The sequence below is a fragment of the Herbaspirillum sp. SJZ107 genome (assembly GCF_006715485.1).
GTDB lineage: Bacteria > Pseudomonadota > Gammaproteobacteria > Burkholderiales > Burkholderiaceae_D > Telluria.
In genome coordinates, this window is record NZ_VFNH01000008.1 from 1 (window position 1) to 18884 (window position 18884).

At 67.4% G+C, this 18884-nt stretch carries 13 protein-coding genes; 2 read left to right on the forward strand and 11 right to left on the reverse strand.

The window, feature by feature from the left end; translation table 11 throughout:
* Window positions 1-485 precede the first annotated feature (485 nt).
* Entirely contained in the window at window positions 486-2471 is a 1986-nt protein-coding gene (locus tag FBX97_RS29155; protein WP_141839448.1) for a sigma-54-dependent Fis family transcriptional regulator, read from the forward strand.
* A 6-nt stretch (window positions 2472-2477) separates the two neighbouring features.
* On the opposite strand, the gene FBX97_RS29160 is transcribed toward FBX97_RS29155, so the two are convergent.
* The 7 genes from FBX97_RS29160 to FBX97_RS29190 form a co-directional block, all read right to left on the reverse strand.
* Window positions 2478-3455: an FAD:protein FMN transferase gene (locus FBX97_RS29160; RefSeq protein WP_370457381.1), complete on the reverse strand. Its 978-nt coding sequence runs from the start codon at window positions 3453-3455 to the stop codon at window positions 2478-2480.
* Entirely contained in the window at window positions 3452-5575 is a 2124-nt protein-coding gene (locus tag FBX97_RS29165; protein WP_255517679.1) for a 4Fe-4S binding protein, read from the reverse strand. Before FBX97_RS29165 ends, FBX97_RS29160 begins: the two co-directional genes overlap by 4 nt.
* A 16-nt stretch (window positions 5576-5591) precedes the next feature.
* On the reverse strand, window positions 5592-6761 hold the full coding sequence (locus tag FBX97_RS29170; RefSeq protein ID WP_255517680.1) for a porin: 1170 nt from the start codon (window positions 6759-6761) through the stop codon (window positions 5592-5594).
* A gap of 253 nt (window positions 6762-7014) precedes the next feature.
* On the reverse strand, window positions 7015-8748 hold the full coding sequence (locus FBX97_RS29175) for a PQQ-dependent methanol/ethanol family dehydrogenase (protein ID WP_141839474.1): 1734 nt from the start codon (window positions 8746-8748) through the stop codon (window positions 7015-7017).
* Between the two features lie 45 nt (window positions 8749-8793).
* Window positions 8794-9183, reverse strand: a complete 390-nt coding sequence (locus tag FBX97_RS29180) for a DUF779 domain-containing protein (protein WP_141839450.1) — start codon at window positions 9181-9183, stop codon at window positions 8794-8796.
* A 33-nt stretch (window positions 9184-9216) separates the two neighbouring features.
* The gene (adh, locus tag FBX97_RS29185; RefSeq protein WP_141839452.1) at window positions 9217-10737 is read right to left on the reverse strand and encodes an aldehyde dehydrogenase; all 1521 of its coding nucleotides are present in this window, start codon (window positions 10735-10737) and stop codon (window positions 9217-9219) included.
* A 195-nt stretch (window positions 10738-10932) separates the two neighbouring features.
* Entirely contained in the window at window positions 10933-11886 is a 954-nt protein-coding gene (locus tag FBX97_RS29190; RefSeq protein ID WP_141839454.1) for a beta-propeller fold lactonase family protein, read from the reverse strand.
* Between the two features lie 158 nt (window positions 11887-12044).
* Here FBX97_RS29190 and FBX97_RS29195 point away from each other — a divergent pair, with 158 nt between their 5' ends.
* On the forward strand, window positions 12045-14213 hold the full coding sequence (locus tag FBX97_RS29195; RefSeq protein WP_141839456.1) for a TonB-dependent receptor: 2169 nt from the start codon (window positions 12045-12047) through the stop codon (window positions 14211-14213).
* A 54-nt stretch (window positions 14214-14267) separates the two neighbouring features.
* Here FBX97_RS29195 and FBX97_RS29200 read toward each other — a convergent pair whose 3' ends face one another.
* From FBX97_RS29200 to FBX97_RS29215, 4 genes are all read right to left on the reverse strand, one after another.
* Window positions 14268-15095: an ABC transporter substrate-binding protein gene (locus FBX97_RS29200; RefSeq protein ID WP_141839458.1), complete on the reverse strand. Its 828-nt coding sequence runs from the start codon at window positions 15093-15095 to the stop codon at window positions 14268-14270.
* Window positions 15096-15106: 11 nt separating this feature from the next.
* Entirely contained in the window at window positions 15107-15580 is a 474-nt protein-coding gene (gene pedF / locus FBX97_RS29205; RefSeq protein WP_141839460.1) for a cytochrome c-550 PedF, read from the reverse strand.
* A gap of 114 nt (window positions 15581-15694) precedes the next feature.
* Window positions 15695-17179 carry a GTPase domain-containing protein gene (locus tag FBX97_RS29210; RefSeq protein WP_141839462.1) on the reverse strand — a complete coding sequence of 495 codons (1485 nt, stop codon included), beginning with the start codon at window positions 17177-17179 and terminating at the stop codon, window positions 15695-15697.
* Complete coding sequence (locus FBX97_RS29215) at window positions 17176-18654, reverse strand: DUF2868 domain-containing protein (RefSeq protein ID WP_141839464.1); 1479 nt, start codon at window positions 18652-18654, stop codon at window positions 17176-17178. Before FBX97_RS29215 ends, FBX97_RS29210 begins: the two co-directional genes overlap by 4 nt.
* Window positions 18655-18884: the final 230 nt, after the last annotated feature.

Here is an 18884-nt window from a genome sequence, read left to right on the forward strand (position 1 = left end):
CATTTGATAATTTAAGTAATCAGCTGAACTAGTCAGCCGGCACCTTCATCAAACGCCCACACTTATCGACTGTTAATTTTTAAAGAACTTTGTTCGGTACTGCCTTGCTGCATTGTGCGAATCGTTTTGTTCGTCAGCAGCAGAGGAATGAGATTATGCAGTGCTTCGCTTAACTCGTCAACCCCATCTTTTTCTTCAGCGCCAGCGGTGTTATCAAAACACCCGTTCAACTACTTGCTTAACCGATTGATACAGTTCAGTTTTTGTTGCGCTGCGGAAGCAGGAGGGCAACTATAGCAAACAGCTCAGCTACAACGCAAGTCTTGCTGTTGCTTTGGCGACTCAGCCTGGCATCGGCCTTGCTATAAAAAGAAGTGCCCGTTCGGCGCAAGTTTGTTTGTTCCGTCCCGGTACAGGTGCTACATTAATGAACAGTCGATTCCCTTACACAGAGCCGCAGTCCAGGGCCAACCAGGAGACATGGAATGACTTACCAATCCCCGGCAGCCGGCCTGCTCAGCCCCGTCATGCCCGGTGCATCGTCCGTCCGGCCCGACATGGAGGCGATGATCGCCACCTCGCACCGGCGCTCCGAAGAATTCGGACTGCACACCGGCAGGCGGCCCGACTTCAGCCCTTTGTCCACCCCGGACCTCACGACCCTGGTCGAACAGAACCGCATGCTGTATGCCCATGCGATTCCCGCCATGGAAACCCTGTACCAGCAGATCGTCAACACCCATAACATGGTGTTGCTGACCGATGCGCACGGCGTCATCGTGCATTCGCTGGGCGACGCCGACTTCCTGGAAAAAGCCAACCGGGTTGCGCTCACCGCAGGCGTGGCCTGGTCGGAAGAAAGCAAGGGCACGAATGCGATCGGCACCGCGATCGCCGAAAAGACACCGGTCACGGTCCACGCCGACCAGCATTTCCTGGCCGCGAACCATTTCCTGACCTGCTCTGCCGCGCCGATCACCGACCACCGCGGCAACGTGGTCGGCGTGCTCGACGTCAGCGGCGACCGCCGCAGCTACCACAAGCATACGATGGCTTTGGTGCGGATGTCGGCGCTGATGATCGAAAACCAGATGTTCGCGGCCACCTTCGAAAACGCGATCACGCTGCACTTCCATGCGCGGCCGGAATTCATCGGCACCCTGATGGAGGGCATCGCCTCGTTCACGCCGGGCGGACGCTTCCTGGCCGCCAACCGCAATGCCCTGTTCCAGCTGGGCTTGAGCTATCCCGCGCTGCAGGCGCATACCTTCAGCTCCCTGTTCGGCCTGCCTGTGTCGGCCTTGTTCGATCATTACCGCACCGCGGCGCCCGGCCTGCTCGACCTGTGCATGCACGACGGCGTACGCGTGCGCGGCCGCGCCGAGCTGCGCCTGACCAACGGCATGCATGTGCTGACCGGCGCCTCGGCCCCGGCGCAGTCCGCGGCGCAATTCGCGGCCGACATGCCGGCCGCCGCGCCGGCGCACACCGCCCTGCCCCAGGCCAAGGCCGCGCGCCGCCTGTCCGGGCTGCGCTACCTGAACACCGGCGACCCGCAACTCGAACAGGTGATCGACAAGGTCAACAAGGTGCTCGGGCGTGACGTCCCGATCCTGATCATGGGCGAGACCGGCACCGGCAAGGAATTGCTGGCCCAGGCTATCCACAACGATTCGCCGCGCGCACAAGGACCGTTCGTGGCGGTCAACTGCGCGTCGATTCCCGAGACCCTGATCGAATCCGAACTGTTCGGCTACGAAGAAGGCGCCTTCACCGGCGCCCGCAAGAAGGGCGCGACCGGCAAGATCCTGCAGGCCAACGGCGGCACCCTGTTCCTCGACGAGATCGGCGACATGCCCTTCTCGCTGCAGGCGCGCCTGCTACGCGTGCTGCAGGAACGCATGGTCACGCCGCTGGGCAGCGGCAAACCGGTGCCCGTGAACGTGGAGCTGATCTGCGCCACCAACCACAACCTGCGCCAGCGCATCGCCGCGGGGCTGTTCCGCGAGGATTTGTACTACCGCCTCAACGGCCTGGTGGTCAAGCTGCCGCCGCTGCGCGAGCGCACCGATCTCGAATGCGTCGTCAAGAAGATCCTGGACGCCGAGACCGACGGCGGGCGCCACCGCATCTCGGACGAAGTCCTGCGCCTGTTCCTGCGCCATAAATGGCCGGGCAACTTCCGCCAGCTGACCAATCTGCTGCGCACCGCCACCATCATGGCCGGTGACGAGGAAGAGATCGGTCTGCGCCACATGCCGGACGACTTCCTCGACGATATCGAAGCGGCGCCCGCGGCAGCACCCTCGGCCGTGCCGCAGCCGGCAGCCGGCGGCGGCAGGCTCGAAGAGATGGAGTTGAGCGCGATCCTCAGGTCGCTCGACGCCCATGGCGGCAACGTCTCGGCCGCCGCCCGTGCCCTCGGCGTGTCGCGCAACACGATCTATCGCAAGCTGCCGCATCTCAAATAAGTTGTGTCAGGCGGCCGGGAATCCGGCCGACATCCGCTGCCGGCCATCCTTGCCGATGGTGAGCAGGTCGACACCCGGCAGCTGGGCCGCCAGCGCGTGCGCGCCGCGCGCGCCCATGACCATGAAGGCGGTCGACAGGCCGTCCGCTTCCAGCCCGGTCGGCGCCAGCACGGTGACGCTGGCCAGTTCGGTCGGCGAGTCGCCGGTGACCGGATCGAAGATGTGGTGATGCAGCAGGTCGGGCGTGAACGGCGACGCGTAGTCGCCCGAGGTGGCGACGCAGCGCCCGTCCAGCGCCAGCGTGGCCGCCAGCGCGTCGTCGCGGCGCGGGTCGCGTATGCCCAGCCGCCAGCGGCGCCCGTCGTTGCGGCCCAGGCCGCCGTATTCGCCGGTGTCGACCAGCGCCTGGCGGATGCCGTGACGGCGCAGCGCCGCCAGTGCCAGGTCGGCGGCATAGCCCTGGGCCAGGCCGTTGAGCGTGATCGCCATGTCCGGATGGGAGAAATGGATGCGCGCCGGCCCGGCCTGCACGCCCGGCCAGCCGACTCGCCCTTGCGCGCGCGTGCGCTCGCGCGCAGGCGGCGCGCCGTCGGCGTCGCGGAATGCCTGCCACAGGGGCTGCACCGTGATGTCGAAGGCACCGCCCGTCAGGCGCGACAGCGCGCGCGCATGGCCGAGCACGGCCAGCAGGTGCGGATCCGGTTGCGCCAGTTGCTTGTCGCGGTTCAGGCGGTAGACCTGGCTGGCGGGCTGGTGGAGGCTCATCAACCCATCGATGCGGCGCGCCTCGGCCAGCGCGGCGCCGATCGCCGCCTGTGCCAGCGCGCCGTCGGCATGGCGTACCGAGACACTGATCGTGGTGCCGAATGCCAGCGCCGCGCCGGCGTGCAGCGGCGTCTGCGCAACGTGGGCGGCCCAGGCGGAAGGCGGGCCCGCGCCCATGCCGCCCAGCGCCGCGGCGAGAAAGGTCCGTCGCTGCATCATGTCCTCCTGTCGGTGGTGGCGCCGAGCGGTACGATGGCGATCGTGCGCCGGCGCTTGCGTGCCAGGATGCGCGGCGCGCATTGCGCATCGCTCTCGTGGATGACGACGCATTCCAGGCACTGGAAGCATTCGCCGTAATCGACCTTGCCGGTGGCGGCGATCGCGCCATAGCCGCAGCGGTGGCGGCAGGTCTGGCACGGCGTGCCGCATTCGGCGCGGCGCGGGATCCAGTCCAGCAGGCGCAGCCGCCCCAGCACCGCCAGCCCGGCGCCGAGCGGGCACAGGTAGCGGCAGAACCCTTTATAGACGAAGGCACTGAGCGCCAGCAGGCCGGCGGCATATGCCACGTAGGGCCAGGCGCGCACGAAGTTCAGTGTGATCGCGGTCTTGAAGGGTTCGATTTCCACCAGCCGGTCGGCCTGCGCCGGCGCGAACAGTGCGGCCAGCAGGATCGCCGCCAGCACCCCGTATTTGATGCGTTTCAAATAGGCGTCGAGCCGGCGGCCCAGCCTCGCCTGCGGCAGCCTGAGCAGGCGTCCGGCTTCTGCCACGAATTCCTGCAATGCGCCGAACGGGCACAGCCAGCCGCAGAAGGTGCCGCGGCCCCAGATCAGCAGCGACACCAGCACGAAGCCCCACAGCGCCACCGTCATCGGGTCGAACAGCAGGAAGCCGAGGCCGCGCCCGGCCCGCAGCGCCTGCAGCGCACCGGTCAGGTTCACGATCGACAGCTGGCCCTGGAAGGCGTACCCGATGCCGACGACGGTGAACAGCAGCCAGCCGCGGCGCAGCCAGGCGAAGCGGCGCGCGTGCGCCACCAGCCGCCGTTGCGCCAGCAGGGCCAGCGCGAGCAGCGCCAGCGCGCCGCCCAGCAGCGCCAGCTGCAGCCCGTGTGCCTGCCAGCTGGCCTGCCAGGACGGTGCCGCCGCCTGCGGCGCGCTCCAGTAATCCTGCGGCAGGCGGTAGCTGAAGCGGATCTCGCGCACGATGCGCTCCGGGTAGACGATGCCCTTGCTGCGCACCACCGGCAGCGCAAAGTCGAGCGCCCGCGCCGGATCGAGGCCGGCCTGGCCGATCACGCGCAATGCCAGCAGCTCCGTCACCGGCAGCCGGACGCCGTCCGCCAGCCTGGGTTCGATGTCGAGATCGCGCATCTCGAACGGCAGCCTGTCCTGGCGCAGCACGATGCGCCGCGGCACGCTGCCGCGCACGAAGTCGTCGCCGGCGATCGCATACGGCCCGGCGCTCATCACCAGCAGCGCGTGGTCACCCGGCTCCAGGCGGCCCTGCAGCCTGTCCCAGCTGCGCGGCGCCAGCAGGTTGCGACCGACCGTCGGCACCGAGGCCCAGGCCAGGTACAGATCGGCGAACACCGCGCCGGGCTGCGCCAGCGCCTCCGGGTCGAGGCCGGCGCCCTCGCTGCCGGCGAACAGGCGCTCGACGTCGCGGTTCAGCACGCGCACGTGGTGGACCAGGCCGGCGTCCAGCAACTGCGGCAGCGGCATGGGCCGGAACAGGTCGCTGCGGATGCGCGCCAGCCGGCCCGGATCGCGGTCGCCCGCAAAGCCGAGCCGGGCGCGCGCCACCTTCAGCGCCGCCGACAGGATGCTCTGGTTGATGATGCGGACCGAGGCGGTCGCCTTCGATACCCCGTCCAGGTGCGCCCGTCCGGCATCGTTGCCGGCGCCGCCGGGACTGTGTGCTCCGCCGACGTCGATGTTCTGCCCCAGCGACAGGCCGCGGTACTGGCTGACGAACTGGCGCAGCGGCGCCTCGCCCAGCCCTTCCAGGAACACCGGCTCGTGCTGCGACAGCACGGCCACCTCGAGGAAGGTTCCTTTCGGATCGATCACCACCAGCAGGTTGACCGGCACCCCGGCAAAGCCCGGTACCGGCGCCAGGTCGATCGATTCGAAGGCGTAGCCGACCAGCTCCGTCATCGTGCCGTTCTGCTTGAACAGGGGCCAGGCCGGCACCTCGGCCACCTTGTCGCCCACCGTCAGCGGCGGCGGAAAGCGTTGCGCCAGCGCGGCCTTGTCCAGCACGCCGGCCTGCGCCGGCAGGCCGCACAGCAGGGCAAGGCATACGACAGGGCAGATAAGCCACCGCAACAGGTTCACGCGCGCCGCTCCCATCTCAGAAGAAAATGATGCCACCGAGCGAAGCGCCGTTCATGCGGGCGGTGCCGCCGCCGAAGGACTTCGAACGGGTCTGTCCGCCCTCCGCCACCAGCGTGACCACGCTGTTCAGCGCGTAGTAGGCGCCGGCGGTCAGGTTGGCGTTCGACTTCAGGCCGCCGGTGCCGGGTGCGGCCTCGCGGTTCTGGCTGCGGCCGTAACTCAGGCCCAGTTTGACGGCGTCGGTCGCCTTGAACGTGGCTTGCGCCAGGAAGTGGCGGGTGCGCACGTCGCCCTGGTCGGCGTCGGACAGGATGCCGAGCGCCTTGCCCTGCTGCGCATTCAGCAGCAGCCCGACCGCGCCCATCTGCAGGGATGCGCCGGCCTCGATGCCGTGCATGGTCAGGTCGTCGCCGCCCGCCTCCAGCGCCGTGAAGCGCTGGCCCTTGGCGCTCAGCCAGGCCTTGAAGCCGTCGTGCTCGAAGCGCACCCGGGCCTGGACCTGGGGCGTGGACTTGCTGGTGTAGCGCGGACCGGCCACCACCGGCGTGTCGGCCACCGGATTCATCACGCCGATATCGAAGCCGACGCCGGCCGCGTCCGGGCTGCTGTAGGCGATCAGGCCATAGGTGCCGAGGTAGCTGTAGCCGGCGCCGATGTGGCCGAGGGTCACGCGGCCGCGCTGGGTCGCCTGTACCGGCGCGCCGGCGCCCACCAGCGTCATGTCGCCGAGGATCGCGTTGGCGCCGAAGATGCCGTAGTCGCGGCCCAGCTTGAAGGTGCCCATGTCCGAGCGGCCGAAGGTGAAATAGGCCTGGCGCACGTCCACCGTGCTGTTCTGGCTGATCGCGCTGTCGGTCGCGGTGGCTGCGTAGATGCCGATCTTGGCGCTGACGTCGAAGCCGCCCTGGGTGGAGGCGGCCGATGCCAGCAAGCCGTTCGGCAGCAGGCCGTTGCCGACCGTGGTGCGGCGGTCCTGGCCGCCGCAGCCGAGGCCCCGGCTCGCCAGCGCCAGCCCGCCGATGTCGCTGCCGCTGCACGACACGCCCGTGTAGTAGGCGTTGACGATGCCGCCCAGTCCGAGCGTCCAGTCGCCGGCCTTGAAGTCGACCGCTTGCGCGGGCCGGGTGGATGCCGCCAGAACGGTAGTAGCCAGGACGGTGCCGGCCAGGATGCGGATCTTGTTCATTGTCTCCTCGCTTTCTTGTAGGGTGAGCGCATCGGTCGATGCACTCGAGAGCGATGGCAAGTTGCGTGCCCGGCTTGATGTAGGGTAAAGGCCTGGTAGCAAGTAATGAACAATGTGGCAAATCGGATCAATGGGCTGGCCGGCTGTCACGTTTTTGATCGATGCGATCGCTGCGGCCGGCGCATGCCGCTTCTATGAAAAAAGCGGCGGCCGCAGCCGCCGCAAACTCACAGGAGACCCGGCCCCATCGCATTCAGATCTTGGTAGCCAGCTTGAACACCCACACCGAGCCGCCCTGCTCGAGGAAATTGACCTTCTTGGCGACCTCGCCGCCCCACAGCGGCACCGCCCCGCCCCAGCCGGACACCACGGCCACGTACTGGGTGTCGCCGTCCTGCCAGGTGACCGGCGGCGCCACCACGCCGGAACCGGTCTGGAACTTCCACAGCTCCTTGCCGCTCTTGGCGTCGACCGCCTTCAGGTAGCCTTCCGGCGTGCCGTAGAAGACCAGGCCGCCGGCGGTGGTCATGACCCCGCCCCACAGCGGCGCGCCGTTCTTGGCTTCCCAGACGATCTTGCCGGTCTTCGGGTCGACCGCGCGCAGGGCGCCGATGTAGTCCTCGTTCAGCGGCTTGATGGTGAAGCCGGCGCCGAGGAAGGCCCCGCCCTTCTTGTAGCTGATCGGTTCGTTCCAGATGTCCATGCCCCATTCGTTGGCGGGCACGTAGAACAGGCCGGTCTGCGGGCTGTAGGCCATCGGCATCTGGTTTTTCGCGCCGAGGAAGGCCGGCGCCGCGAACACGGTCGAGCCCTTCTTGCCGTCCTGGCCCTTGGTCGGGTCGCTCGGGCGGTTGGCGGCGATGAAGTTCGGGCGCCCGGTCTTCAGGTCGATGCTGCTGGCCCAGGTGATCTTGCGCACGAAGGGGAAGGCGTTCTGCAGTTTGCCGTTCCTGGCGTCGATCACATAGAAGAAGCCGTTGCGGTCGGCCTTGCCGCCGTAGCGCTTGCCGTCCATGTCGAAGGTGACGAACTCGTTGGCGCCGTCGAAGTCCCAGGAATCGTTGGGCGTGCCCTGGTAGGCCCACTTGATCTGGCCGGTTTCCGGATCCAGCGCCAGCGTCGACGAGGAATACAGGTTGTCGCCCGGCCGCAGGTGGCTGTTCCACGGCGCCGGGTTGCCGGTGCCGAAGTAGGCCAGGCCGGTGCCCGGATCGTAGGTGCCGCCCATCCAGGTCGAGGCGCCGCCGGTCTTCCACAGCTCGCCCGGCCAGCTCTTGTTGACGGTGCCGGTGACGCCGGCCTCGATCGCCTTGCCGTCCTTGTCGTAGCGGTGGCCCATGTGGCCTTCGACGGTCGGGCGCGACCACAGCAGCTCGCCGGTCATCGGATTGCGCCCTTCGACCCGTCCGACCACGCCGAACTCGCCCCCGGACACGCCGTTCATCAGCACGCCCTTGGCGATCAGCGGTGCCGCCGTCATCGAGTAGCCGGCCGCGTAGTCGTCGACCTTTTCCTTCCAGACCACCTTGCCGGTGTTCTGGTCGAGCGCCACCAGCTGGGCATCGAGGGTACCGAAGATGACCAGGTTGCCGTACAGCGCGGCGCCGCGGTTGACCACGTCGCAGCAGGGCATGATCCCGTCCGGCAGGCGATGCTCGTACTTCCACAGCTTGTTGCCGGTCTTGAGGTCGATGGCGAAGATGCGCGAATACGAGGCGGTCACGAACATCTTGCCGTTGGCAATGACGGGCTGGGATTCCTGGCCGCGCTGCTTCTCGCCGCCGAACGAGAACGACCACGCCGGCACCAGGCGGGCGACATTTTTGGTGTTGACCTGGGTGAGCGGCGAGTAGCGCTGACCTTGCGAACCCATGCCGAACGACAGCACGTTTTTAGTGTCCTTGGCCGCGTTGTCGAGCATGGCGTTGGTGATGTCGGCCGCCTGCGCGAGCATGGCAAAGCCGGCCAAGCCCGTAAGCAAGGCCATCTTGGGTGTGTTCACGAATATCTCCTTGTTGTTGTAGGTTGCCGTTCAGCTGCCGTGGCGGCCGGGCGCCTGGGCTTGCAGCACGGTGTTTTCCTCGTCGCTGAACAGGCGCGAGCGCGTCAGGAAGCGGCGCCCAGTGCCGTTATCGAGCGAGAACATGCCGCCGTTGCCGGCGACAACGTCGATGATCAGCTGGGTATGCTCCCAATAGCCGAACTGCTCCAGCCCGATGTAGAACGGCGCCCCGTCCAGGTTGCCCAGGTAGACGTCGGTATCGCTCAGGTTGAACTCCCCGGCGGCATAGCACATCGGTGTGCTGCCGTCGCAGCAGCCGCCGGACTGGAAGAACATCAGCGGGCCGTGGCGCCGGCGCAGCTCGCCGATGAAATCCAGTGCGGCGGGGGTCGCGGTCACGCGGTCGATCGGGGTCGTCATGGGCATTCCTTCGGGTGGCGCCGTTACAGTCGATCAGAAGAAGCCGAGCGCTTTCGGGCTGTAGCTCACCAGCAGGTTCTTGGTCTGCTGGTAATGTTCGAGCATCATCTTGTGGTTCTCGCGCCCGATGCCGGACTGTTTATAACCACCGAAGGCCGCGTGCGCCGGGTACAGGTGGTAGCAGTTGGTCCAGACGCGGCCGGCCTGGATCGCGCGGCCGACACGGAAGGCGCGGCTGCCGTCGCGCGTCCACAGACCGGCGCCCAACCCGTACAGGGTATCGTTGGCGATGCGCAGCGCATCGGCTTCGTCCTTGAAGGTGGTCACCGACACCACCGGGCCGAAGATCTCTTCCTGGAAGATGCGCATCTTGTTGTCGCCCTTGAACACGGTCGGGCGCACGTAGTAGCCGCCGGACAGGTCGCCCTCGTGCGTGGCGCGCTCGCCGCCGGCCAGCACCTCGGCGCCTTCTTGGCGGCCGATGTCGAGATAGGACAGGATCTTTTCGAGTTGCTCCTGCGAGGCCTGGGCGCCGATCATGGTGGCGCTGTCGAGCGGATTGCCGGCCTTGATTTTCGCCACGCGCTCGAGCGCGCGTTCGATGAATTTCTCGTAGATCGATTCCTGCACCAGCACGCGCGAGGGGCAGGTGCAGACCTCGCCCTGGTTCAGCGCGAACATGGCGAAGCCTTCCAGGCACTTGTCGAAGAAGTCGTCGTCGGCATCCATCACGTCTTCGAAGAAGATGTTGGGCGACTTGCCGCCCAGCTCCAGCGTGACCGGGATCAGGTTCTGCGCCGCGTACTGCATGATCAGGCGCCCGGTGCCGGTCTCGCCGGTGAAGGCGATCTTGGCGATGCGCTTGCTCGAGGCCAGCGGCTTGCCCGCTTCCAGCCCGAAGCCGTTGACGACGTTGACCACGCCGGGCGGCAGCAGGTCGCCGATCAGTTCGATCAGCACCATGATCGAGGCCGGGGTCTGCTCGGCCGGCTTGAGCACCACGCAGTTGCCGGCAGCCAGGGCCGGCGCCAGCTTCCATACCGCCATCAGGATCGGGAAGTTCCACGGGATGATCTGGCCGACCACGCCCAGCGGCTCGTGGAAGTGGTAGGCGTAGGTCTCGTTGTCGATGGTCGAGATCGCACCTTCCTGGCTGCGCACGCAGCCGGCAAAGTAGCGGAAGTGGTCGATCGCGAGCGGGATGTCGGCCGCCATGGTCTCGCGGATCGGCTTGCCGTTGTCGATGGTTTCGGCGGTCGCCAGCAGCTGCAGGTTCTGCTCCATGCGGTCGGCGATCTTGTTGAGGACGTTGGCGCGCTCGGCCGGCGAGGTCTTGCCCCAGGCTTCCTTGGCGGCGTGGGCGGCATCGAGCGCCAGCTCGACGTCTTCGGCGGTCGAACGTGCGACTTCGCAGAACGGCTGGCCGGTGATCGGCGTCAGGTTGGGGAAATACTCGCCCTTGACCGGCGCGACGGCCTGGCCGCCGATGTAGTTGTCGTAGCGTTGACGGAACGGATTGGCTACGCCCAGTTTGCTGATGTCCGCAAGATTCATGTCATCCTCTTCTTTCTCTGGTTTCCCTGTTCGGGTGGTCGGTTGGCCGTTGCCGGCACCTTCACTGTTTCGCAAACCTCGTGCCAGCCCCCGTTCGACCCCGGCGCACGGCGTTCTACGGCATGGCCGCCCTGGCGCTGCCCGCGACGGGCGGCAGTTTCTGGTACACCTGTCCCAAATTTGAACAGTGCATCTTCATCGGATGACCACGCCCCAGGGCAGTTGCCCGACCGCGATCTCGGCGACCTTCGCCACGCCGGCGGTATCGATCACCGTCACGCTGTCCGAGCGGCCGTTGGCCACGTACAGGCGCGCGCCGTCCGGCGTCAGCGCCATGTTCCAGGGCCGCTTGCCGACCGCGAGGGTGGCGCTCACCGCATTGCGTACCGGATCGATCAGCATCACGCTGCCATCCGCCCCGTTCGACACCCAGACCTGGCGCCCGCCGGGTCCGACCGCGATGCCGGCCGGGTTCTTGCCGGCGGGGATGGTGGCAACGGAACGCCGTGCCGCCAGGTCGAGCACGTAGACGGCGCCGGCCAGTTCGCAGGCGACGTAGGCGCGCGCACTGTCCGGGGTAAAGCCGATGCCGCGCGGACGCAGGCCGACCGCGATCGATCCGACCTGGCGGCGCAGGGCGACGTCGATCAGGTCGACCTGCTCGGCGTTCTCGGCCGAGACCAGCAGCCAGCGCCCGTCCGGGCTGAACACCGCATGCTCCGGGTTCTGGCCCTGGACCTTGATGTCGGCCACCAGCGTGCGGCTGGCGGTATCGACCAGCGCCACGCTGTTGCTGTCCTCGACCGCCACCGCGGCCAGGCGGCCGTCGCCCGACACGCTAACGCCTTCCGGCGAGCGGCCGAGCGCGATGCTGGCCAGGGTGGCGCCGCTGGCGGCGTCCAGCACCAGCAGCGCATTGGCGGCGGCGTCCGTTACGTACAGCGTGGCGCCTTGCGGGTCGGCGGCGATGCCGCGTGGACGCTTGCCGGCGGCAATCGTGCGCACGGCGGCGCCGCTGGCGGCATCGATCACGCTGACGCTGCCCGACTTTTCGTTGGGCACGTAAGCGAAAGGCGCGGCATGGACGGCGGTGCAAGCGAGCAGGCCGGCGGCGGCGAAGGCCGCGCGCAGGGAACGGAATCCGAACATGAATGTCCTTTCAAGTAGAGCGCAAAAGTGCGTGTTTGTTCAGGATTGCAAAGCCCGTGCCATCGAAGCGCCAGCAGACTTTCGTCCTGGCAGGTATATTGCTTGCCGGGTTAGCCAGTGCCGCAAGGCGAGGGCCGACTGTTATTTACGGAGAAGAAATGAAGCATTTACGTTTGAACGCTGTCGCGGCCCTGTTCGCCGCGCCCCTGGTCATGGCGCCGCTGGCCGCCCGCGCCGCTGCCGACGCGCCCGCCGCCGCGCCCGCCGCCGATGAGGTGCCGCGCACGCCGATGAGCGTGGTCGTGGTCAGCGGCAGCCGCAGCGAACACCTGAGCTTCGACCTGCCGGCCTCGATCGACGTGGTCGATGCCTCGCAGATCGGCGCCGCCCAACCGCGCGTCAATGCCTCGGAAGCCCTGGCCGGCGTGCCGGGCCTGGTGGTGCAGAACCGCCAGAACTATGCGCAGGACCTGCAGATTTCCTCGCGCGGCTTCGGTGCCCGCTCGCAGTTCGGCGTGCGCGGCGTGCGCCTGATCGCCGACGGCATTCCGGCCACCATGCCGGACGGCCAGGGCCAGGCCGCGACCTTCGACCTCGACCTGGCGGAACGCATCGAGGTGCTGCGCGGCCCCTATTCCACCCTGTACGGCAACCATTCCGGTGGCGTGGTCCAGCTGTTCACGCGCGATCCGAAAGGCGCGCCCTACGTCGAGACCAACGTCTCCGCCGGCAGCTACGGCCAGCACAAGCTGGACGTCAATGCCGGCGGCAAGGAAGGCCGCTTCGGCTGGCTGCTCGACGCCTCGCGCTTCGAGACCGACGGCTACCGCGCCCACAGTGCCGCCACCCGCGACCAGGCCTACGCCAAGCTGACCTTCGATGCGTCGAGCACCAGCAAGCTGACCATCGTGGCCAGCGGCCTGCGCCAGGACGACACCCAGGACCCGCTGGGCGTCACCTGGGGCACCTACCAGCGCGACCCGCGCGCCGGCGAAATCGACACCACCGATACGCAGACCCCGCAGCGCACCCTGGCCGACCGTTACAACACCCGCAAGAGCATCGACCACCAGCAGATCGGCCTGAACTGGGACCAGCGCTTCGGCAGCGACCGCCTGCGCGTGACCGTGTACGGCGGCAACCGCCGCGTGATCCAGTACCAGGCCTTCACCCGGGCCTTCCAGGCGCCGGCCACCCACTCGGGCGGCGTGGTCGATTTCGACCGCGATTTCTACGGTGTCGACGTCAACTGGATGATGACGCGGCCGCTCGGCGAGGGCACCCTGCGCACTACCGTCGGCCTCGAGGCCGGCAAGTCGACCGACGCCCGCAAGGGTTACGAAAACTACGTCGGCACCGAGTTCGGCGTACAGGGCCGGCTGCGGCGCGACGAACAGGACGAGGTGAACAACGTCGATCCTTACCTGCAGCTCGAATGGGAACTGGGCCGCTGGGTGTTCACCGGCGGCCTGCGCCACAGCCGGGTGAGCTTCGACGTCGACGACCACTACCTGGCCAACGGCAACGACAGCGGCGGCGCCGACTACAGCCATACCACGCCGCTGCTGGGCGTGCTGTACAAGCTGACGCCGGACCTGAACGTGTACGCCAGCGCGGCGCACGGCTTCGAGACCCCGACCCTGAACGAAGTGTTCTATTCCGGCACCGCCGGCGGCTTCAATTATGGCCTGGGAGCCGCCACCAGCACCCAGGTCGAAGTCGGGGTCAAGGCCGCCCTCGCCAAGGACGTGCGCCTCAACGCGGCGCTGTTCCAGGCGCGCACCCACGACGAACTGGTGGTCGACGCCTCGTCGGGCGGCCGCACCAGCTACCGCAACGCCAGCGCCACCCTGCGCCAGGGCCTGGAACTCTCGCTCGATGCCAACCTGCGCGCCGGCTTCTCGGCGCGCGTGGCGGCCTCCGTGCTGCGCGCGATCTACGATCAGGCCTTCACCGGCGTGGCGGAAGGCAACCGCCTGCCGGGCGTGCCGCGTACCAGCCTGTACGGCGAGCTGGCCTGGAAGGATCCGGGCCAGCGTTTCGGCGCCGCGCTCGAGACCGTCGCCAACGGCAAGGTCTACGCGGACGACGCCAACGCCGCGATCCCGGCGCCCGGCTATGCCATCTTCAACGCCCGCGTGCAGGCCAGCCAGCAGCTCGACGGGCCGCTGCGCGGCTGGCGCCTGCGCGAGTACGCGCGCGTGAACAACCTGTTCGACCGCACCTACATCGGCTCGGTCATCGTCGGCGACAGCAACCGCCGCTATTACGAACCGGCGCCGGGCCGCAACTGGATGCTGGGCGCCAGCGCCCAGTACCAGTTCTAAAGTAGTCCGGAAATAGTACGGAAATACTAGGCACTGCCCCTGCCGGGGCAGTGCCTACGGTTTCACTATCTGCACGCCGTACTTCGCGAACACGGCTTTCAGTTCGCCGTCGGCCGCCATCTCGTTGAGCGCGGCCTGCAGCCGGCGCGCCAAATCGACATTGTCCTTCTTGACCGCCATGCCGACCGCCCAGCCGGCGCGCGGCAGCCGCTCGAAAGGCACGTCCTGCATGGGAAAGGCAGGGTCGCCGCGCATCACCGATTCGATCTCCGAACGCGTTGCCAGCACAGCATCCAGCTGGCCGGCCCTGAGCTGCTGCAGCGCCTCGATCGCGGTCGGATAGATGTGCACCTGGTCGCGGAAGCGTCCATTGCCTTCGCCCAGCATCACCATCCCGGAAATCGACACTTTCTCGACACCGATGCGCTTGCCGGCCAGCGCCTCGACGCCGTCGAACGACGGAATGCTGCGCGCGCTGCGCACCAGGCGCACGCTCTCGACGTGGTAGGGCGCGAAAATCGTCACCTGCGGATTGGCGTTCATCAGCATGCGGTCAACCGGCACATGCAGCATCACGTCAGCCGGGCCGTAACCGAGGTAATGCCCTTTCCAGACCATGTTGCGCAGGTCGTCGTTCAGGTCGTCGCCGGCATTGAACGGCAGCAGGCTCAAAGTCAGGCCGAGTTTCTTGGCCAGCGCCGCGGCCAGGTCGGCGTCGATGCCCTGCCCCTTGTCCGAGAACGGCGCCAGCTCGTTATACACAGCGACTTTCAAGGTATCGGCCTTGGCGGCTGGCGCATCGGCGGCCCGCAGCAGTCCGGGATGGACCGCGGCCGCGCACAGCAGCAAGACGGACACGGTGGTACGCAAACGGTTCCTCATGGCGTCCCGCTTCATTCGACGCTGCGGCGCGATTCGAGGTAGGTCTTGATGGCCCACATGGCTTCCTGGTTGAACACGCCCTCGAACGGCGGCATGTAGACCGCGCCATTGCGCACCTTGCCATGGCGGATGCTGGTCAGGTAGTAATTGTCCATCTCCTTGTAGCAAGCCTGCTTCTTGGTCTCGTTCTTGATGCCGTTGCAGTCGCGGTCGAGCAGGCGCAGGTCAGGGGCGATACCGCCGGACACGGCGTCCAGGCCGTGGCAGCGGGCACAGTTCTGGGTATAGGCGGAGGTGCCGATCTTGAGGGCCAGCTTGTTGGTGCGGTAGGGATTTTCGTCGCGCCATTTATCGCCCAGCACCGGCAAGCCGGTGGTGTCGACTGCCTGCGGCACGACGTTGCCGTGGGCGTGCGCGAACAGCGAGGTGAGGATGGCGGCAGCCAGGGCCAGCGTGGCGCCGGCAATGCGGATGGGATGTTTCATGAGGTCTCCTGAGGGTTATCGGTCTCCCTCATCATGAGCAATCCGCGTGCCATGCCTTTCATGCGTGTAACACGCGCCGGCCGCGTGCCGCCCTGTGTCAATCTGGTACAGGTGTCACACGGGCTGGCGCGCCAGCGCCTGCGCCGCCGAGCCGGGGTACAGGCGTTCGAGCGTATCGGCGACCACACCCTCGAGCAGCGCACGCAGCGGCTGCGCCGCGCCATCTTCGTCGGGCGCCGTGCGCACCGTCTTCCACAGGCGCGCCAGGTCGGCCTCGCGCCGCGCCAGGGCCGCTTCGACCTCAAGCTGCCAGAATGCCGGCGCTTCTCCCTCGACGAACTGGCCGCGTCCACGGCCGAAGTGGGCCACCGCCAGGTAGCGCAGCACGGCGCCGACCAGCAGCGTGCGCAGGAAGGGATCGGCAAACTGCACGCTCGGACGATCGCGCTCGGTCGTGGTATTAAAACCCCAGGCGGCGCCGGCCATGGTCAGCCCGCCGACGATCGCCCCCAGCAGTGCCCCGCCGCCCAGGGTCAGGCCACCTGCCATCAGGTCGGCCGACAGGCCGGTCGCCGCGCCCGACACCACCGCCCCCAGCAGCCCGGCCTGGGTCTTGTCGACCGGCGCGCGCACGGCAAAGTGATCGCGCACGCGCGCATTGATGCGACCCGCCTCGCCGGGATCGACGCGGTGCAGGCGCAGCAGCGCTGCCGTCGTATCGGCGATGCGCCGGTTCAGCCGTTCGATCAGGGTGGCCATCGCCGCATCCTGGCGCTTCTGCTCGTCCTTGCCCAGGCCGACCGCCTTGAGTGCCGACTTGAACAGGTTGCCCTTCCCTTCCGCCTCGATTGCCTGGCTGTCGCGTGCGGCGGCGGCGACTTGGGCGGCGCTCAATCGTACCGATTCATGCAGGCGCTTCAGGTTCTCCGCCTGCCAGGTTGCCAGCAGGCGCGCATAGCCGGGCCGCTTGGCCTCGTCGACCAGTTTGCCGACGCGCTCGTAGAACACGTCCTCGTGCACCCAGCAGCGCGCGAACGCATCCAGGGCCAGCACGTCGCGCACGATGCCGAACTGGTCGAGGTACTCCTTCCAGCGTGCCTGCTCGGCCTGTTCCTGCGGGTCCGGGCGCGGCGGGCCGAGCTGGTTCAACAAGACCACCACCGGCTTGCCCAGCCATTCCAGGATCTTCATTTCCGGCGCCAGGTAGCCGGCGTCGCGCGGATCTTCCGATGAATTCACCAGGTAGAGCACGACGTCGGCGGCATCCTTGGCCGCCCGCAGCGCCTGCTGGCTGAGCCAGAACGGGCGGTCCCGATAGCGGTCGAACACTTCACGCATGAACCAGCCGATCGGATTGCCGGCACTGGCCAGGCGCTTGAGCAGCCGTAGCGAGTCGCCGAAACCGGGTGTGTCCCACAACAGCAGGCGGTCGCCGGCGGCGCTGGTCTGCAATACGTGGGCTTCGGCCAGCACCGTCACGTGGGCGGCGTCGCGCACCTCGCCGACGTCGACGCCGACCAGCGTGCGCGCCAGCGTCGTCTTGCCGTTGTTGGTGTGGGAGACCAGCGCGAACTGGATGTCGACGGGCGGCTGGTTCATGGCGCGGTGGACAGGGCCAGTCCGCTGCCGAGGTCGAGCGGATATTTTTCGGGCTGCAGCAGGTTGACCACGGTGGCAGGCGCTTTATGGTAGTTGCAGAACTGGCGCCACAGCGCGATCCGCTCTTCGAGACGGGTATCGAAACCCGGCTGGGCGGCACCGCGTTCGACCAGGCTGGATTCGTCCAGCAGCACGGCGATGCCGCGCGGCGTGCTGCGCACCAGGTAGTCGAGGAAAGCGCCGTGGTTTTCACGCTCCGGCGTTGCGGCCAGGTTGAACAGGACGGCGGTGATGGCCACGCCGGCATCGTCGAGACGGGCGTCGCGCAAGCTGTCTTTCGGGTCTTCGCCGTAGGGGCTGGAGGGACGCAGCATCAGCTGCGCCTGCTCGCCCAGGACCATGGCGGCGACGCTCGCCAATCCCCGATGGCGTGCTTCGTCGACGGTGACGCTGTACGGCACTACGCGCAGCACGGCGGGGCCCGACGCGCCCACGCGGTCGGCCAGCAGACGGAAATACGGCTGCCCCAAGTCGAGCGGGAAGTTGCGCGCGAGCCGGCCTGCGCGCACACCCGACACCACGGCAAGCACGATGCGCGGCAGCACGACCAGCAGCAGCAACGTGGCCGCATACAAATGCACCCAGCGCGCGCCACCGGCCGGCGACGGTTCCTGAACGAAGCGCAGTGCCTGAATGTCGGCCAGCGAAAAGCCCTGCAGCGGAAACACCGCCAGTGCCGGCGCGAACAGCACCGACAACATGGTGTGCACCTGTTCGGCGTCGAGGAAGGTGCTTTCCCAGCCCGCTGCGTATTGGTTGACGATGCCGCGCGCATACAGGGAGGCGATGGCGCCCAAGGCAAACGCGGCCGCGGCCATATGGACGGCGCGGCCGAAACGCAGCTGGGCCAGCTTTGCCGAGAGCATCGACCAGTCGGTGAGGTATTGCGCGAGGCCGGCCGCGAGCGGCGCCGGCAGCTTGCGCGGCAGCGCGTTCTTGCCGACCGCCAGGCGGCGCAGCAGCTGCGGGCTGGCCCAGCCAGTCCGCTTCGATGGGATCAGGGCCCAGACGATCAAAGCGAGATAGACCAGCAGGTTCCAGCCAATGATCAGGAGGAGCGGCACCGACAGCAAATCGACACGGTGCGGATCGCCAATGCGGTCCAGCACGGCGCCGGCGATGAAACCGAGCAGCGGCAACAGGACGGCGACCATCGGCATCAAGGGGCGGCGATGCAGGAAAGACGAGAACGCCGGGGTACGCTCGGCCAGGCGCTTGAGGATCAGATCGGCGCGCTGCTGCAGGAAATGGTGCAACGAGGGTTCGCTCTTGCCCTCCGCCGCCTGCCAATTGGCGAGTTCGCGCGCGCTACGACTGGCATACAGCCGGTCGTCTTCGGACAAGACCTCGTGTTTGGTGTCCGCCGTTTCGATGGCACGCATCAGCACGACCTTGCGCGCAGTCCGCTCGTTCATGGTGCTCCTGTCTGGTGTCTTTAACAAGCTTGCCGAGACATTGTGCCTGAGTTGGCGTGTGGGCTCCGTACGGACGGGCACAGAGCAGGATGTGAAAAGCAAAAAACCCCGCTCGGATCACCGGGCGGGGTTCTGCTTACTGCTATTAATTAGCCTGACGATAACCTACTTTCACACTGGTTGCAGCACTATCATCGGCGCAAAGTCGTTTCACGGTCCTGTTCGGGATG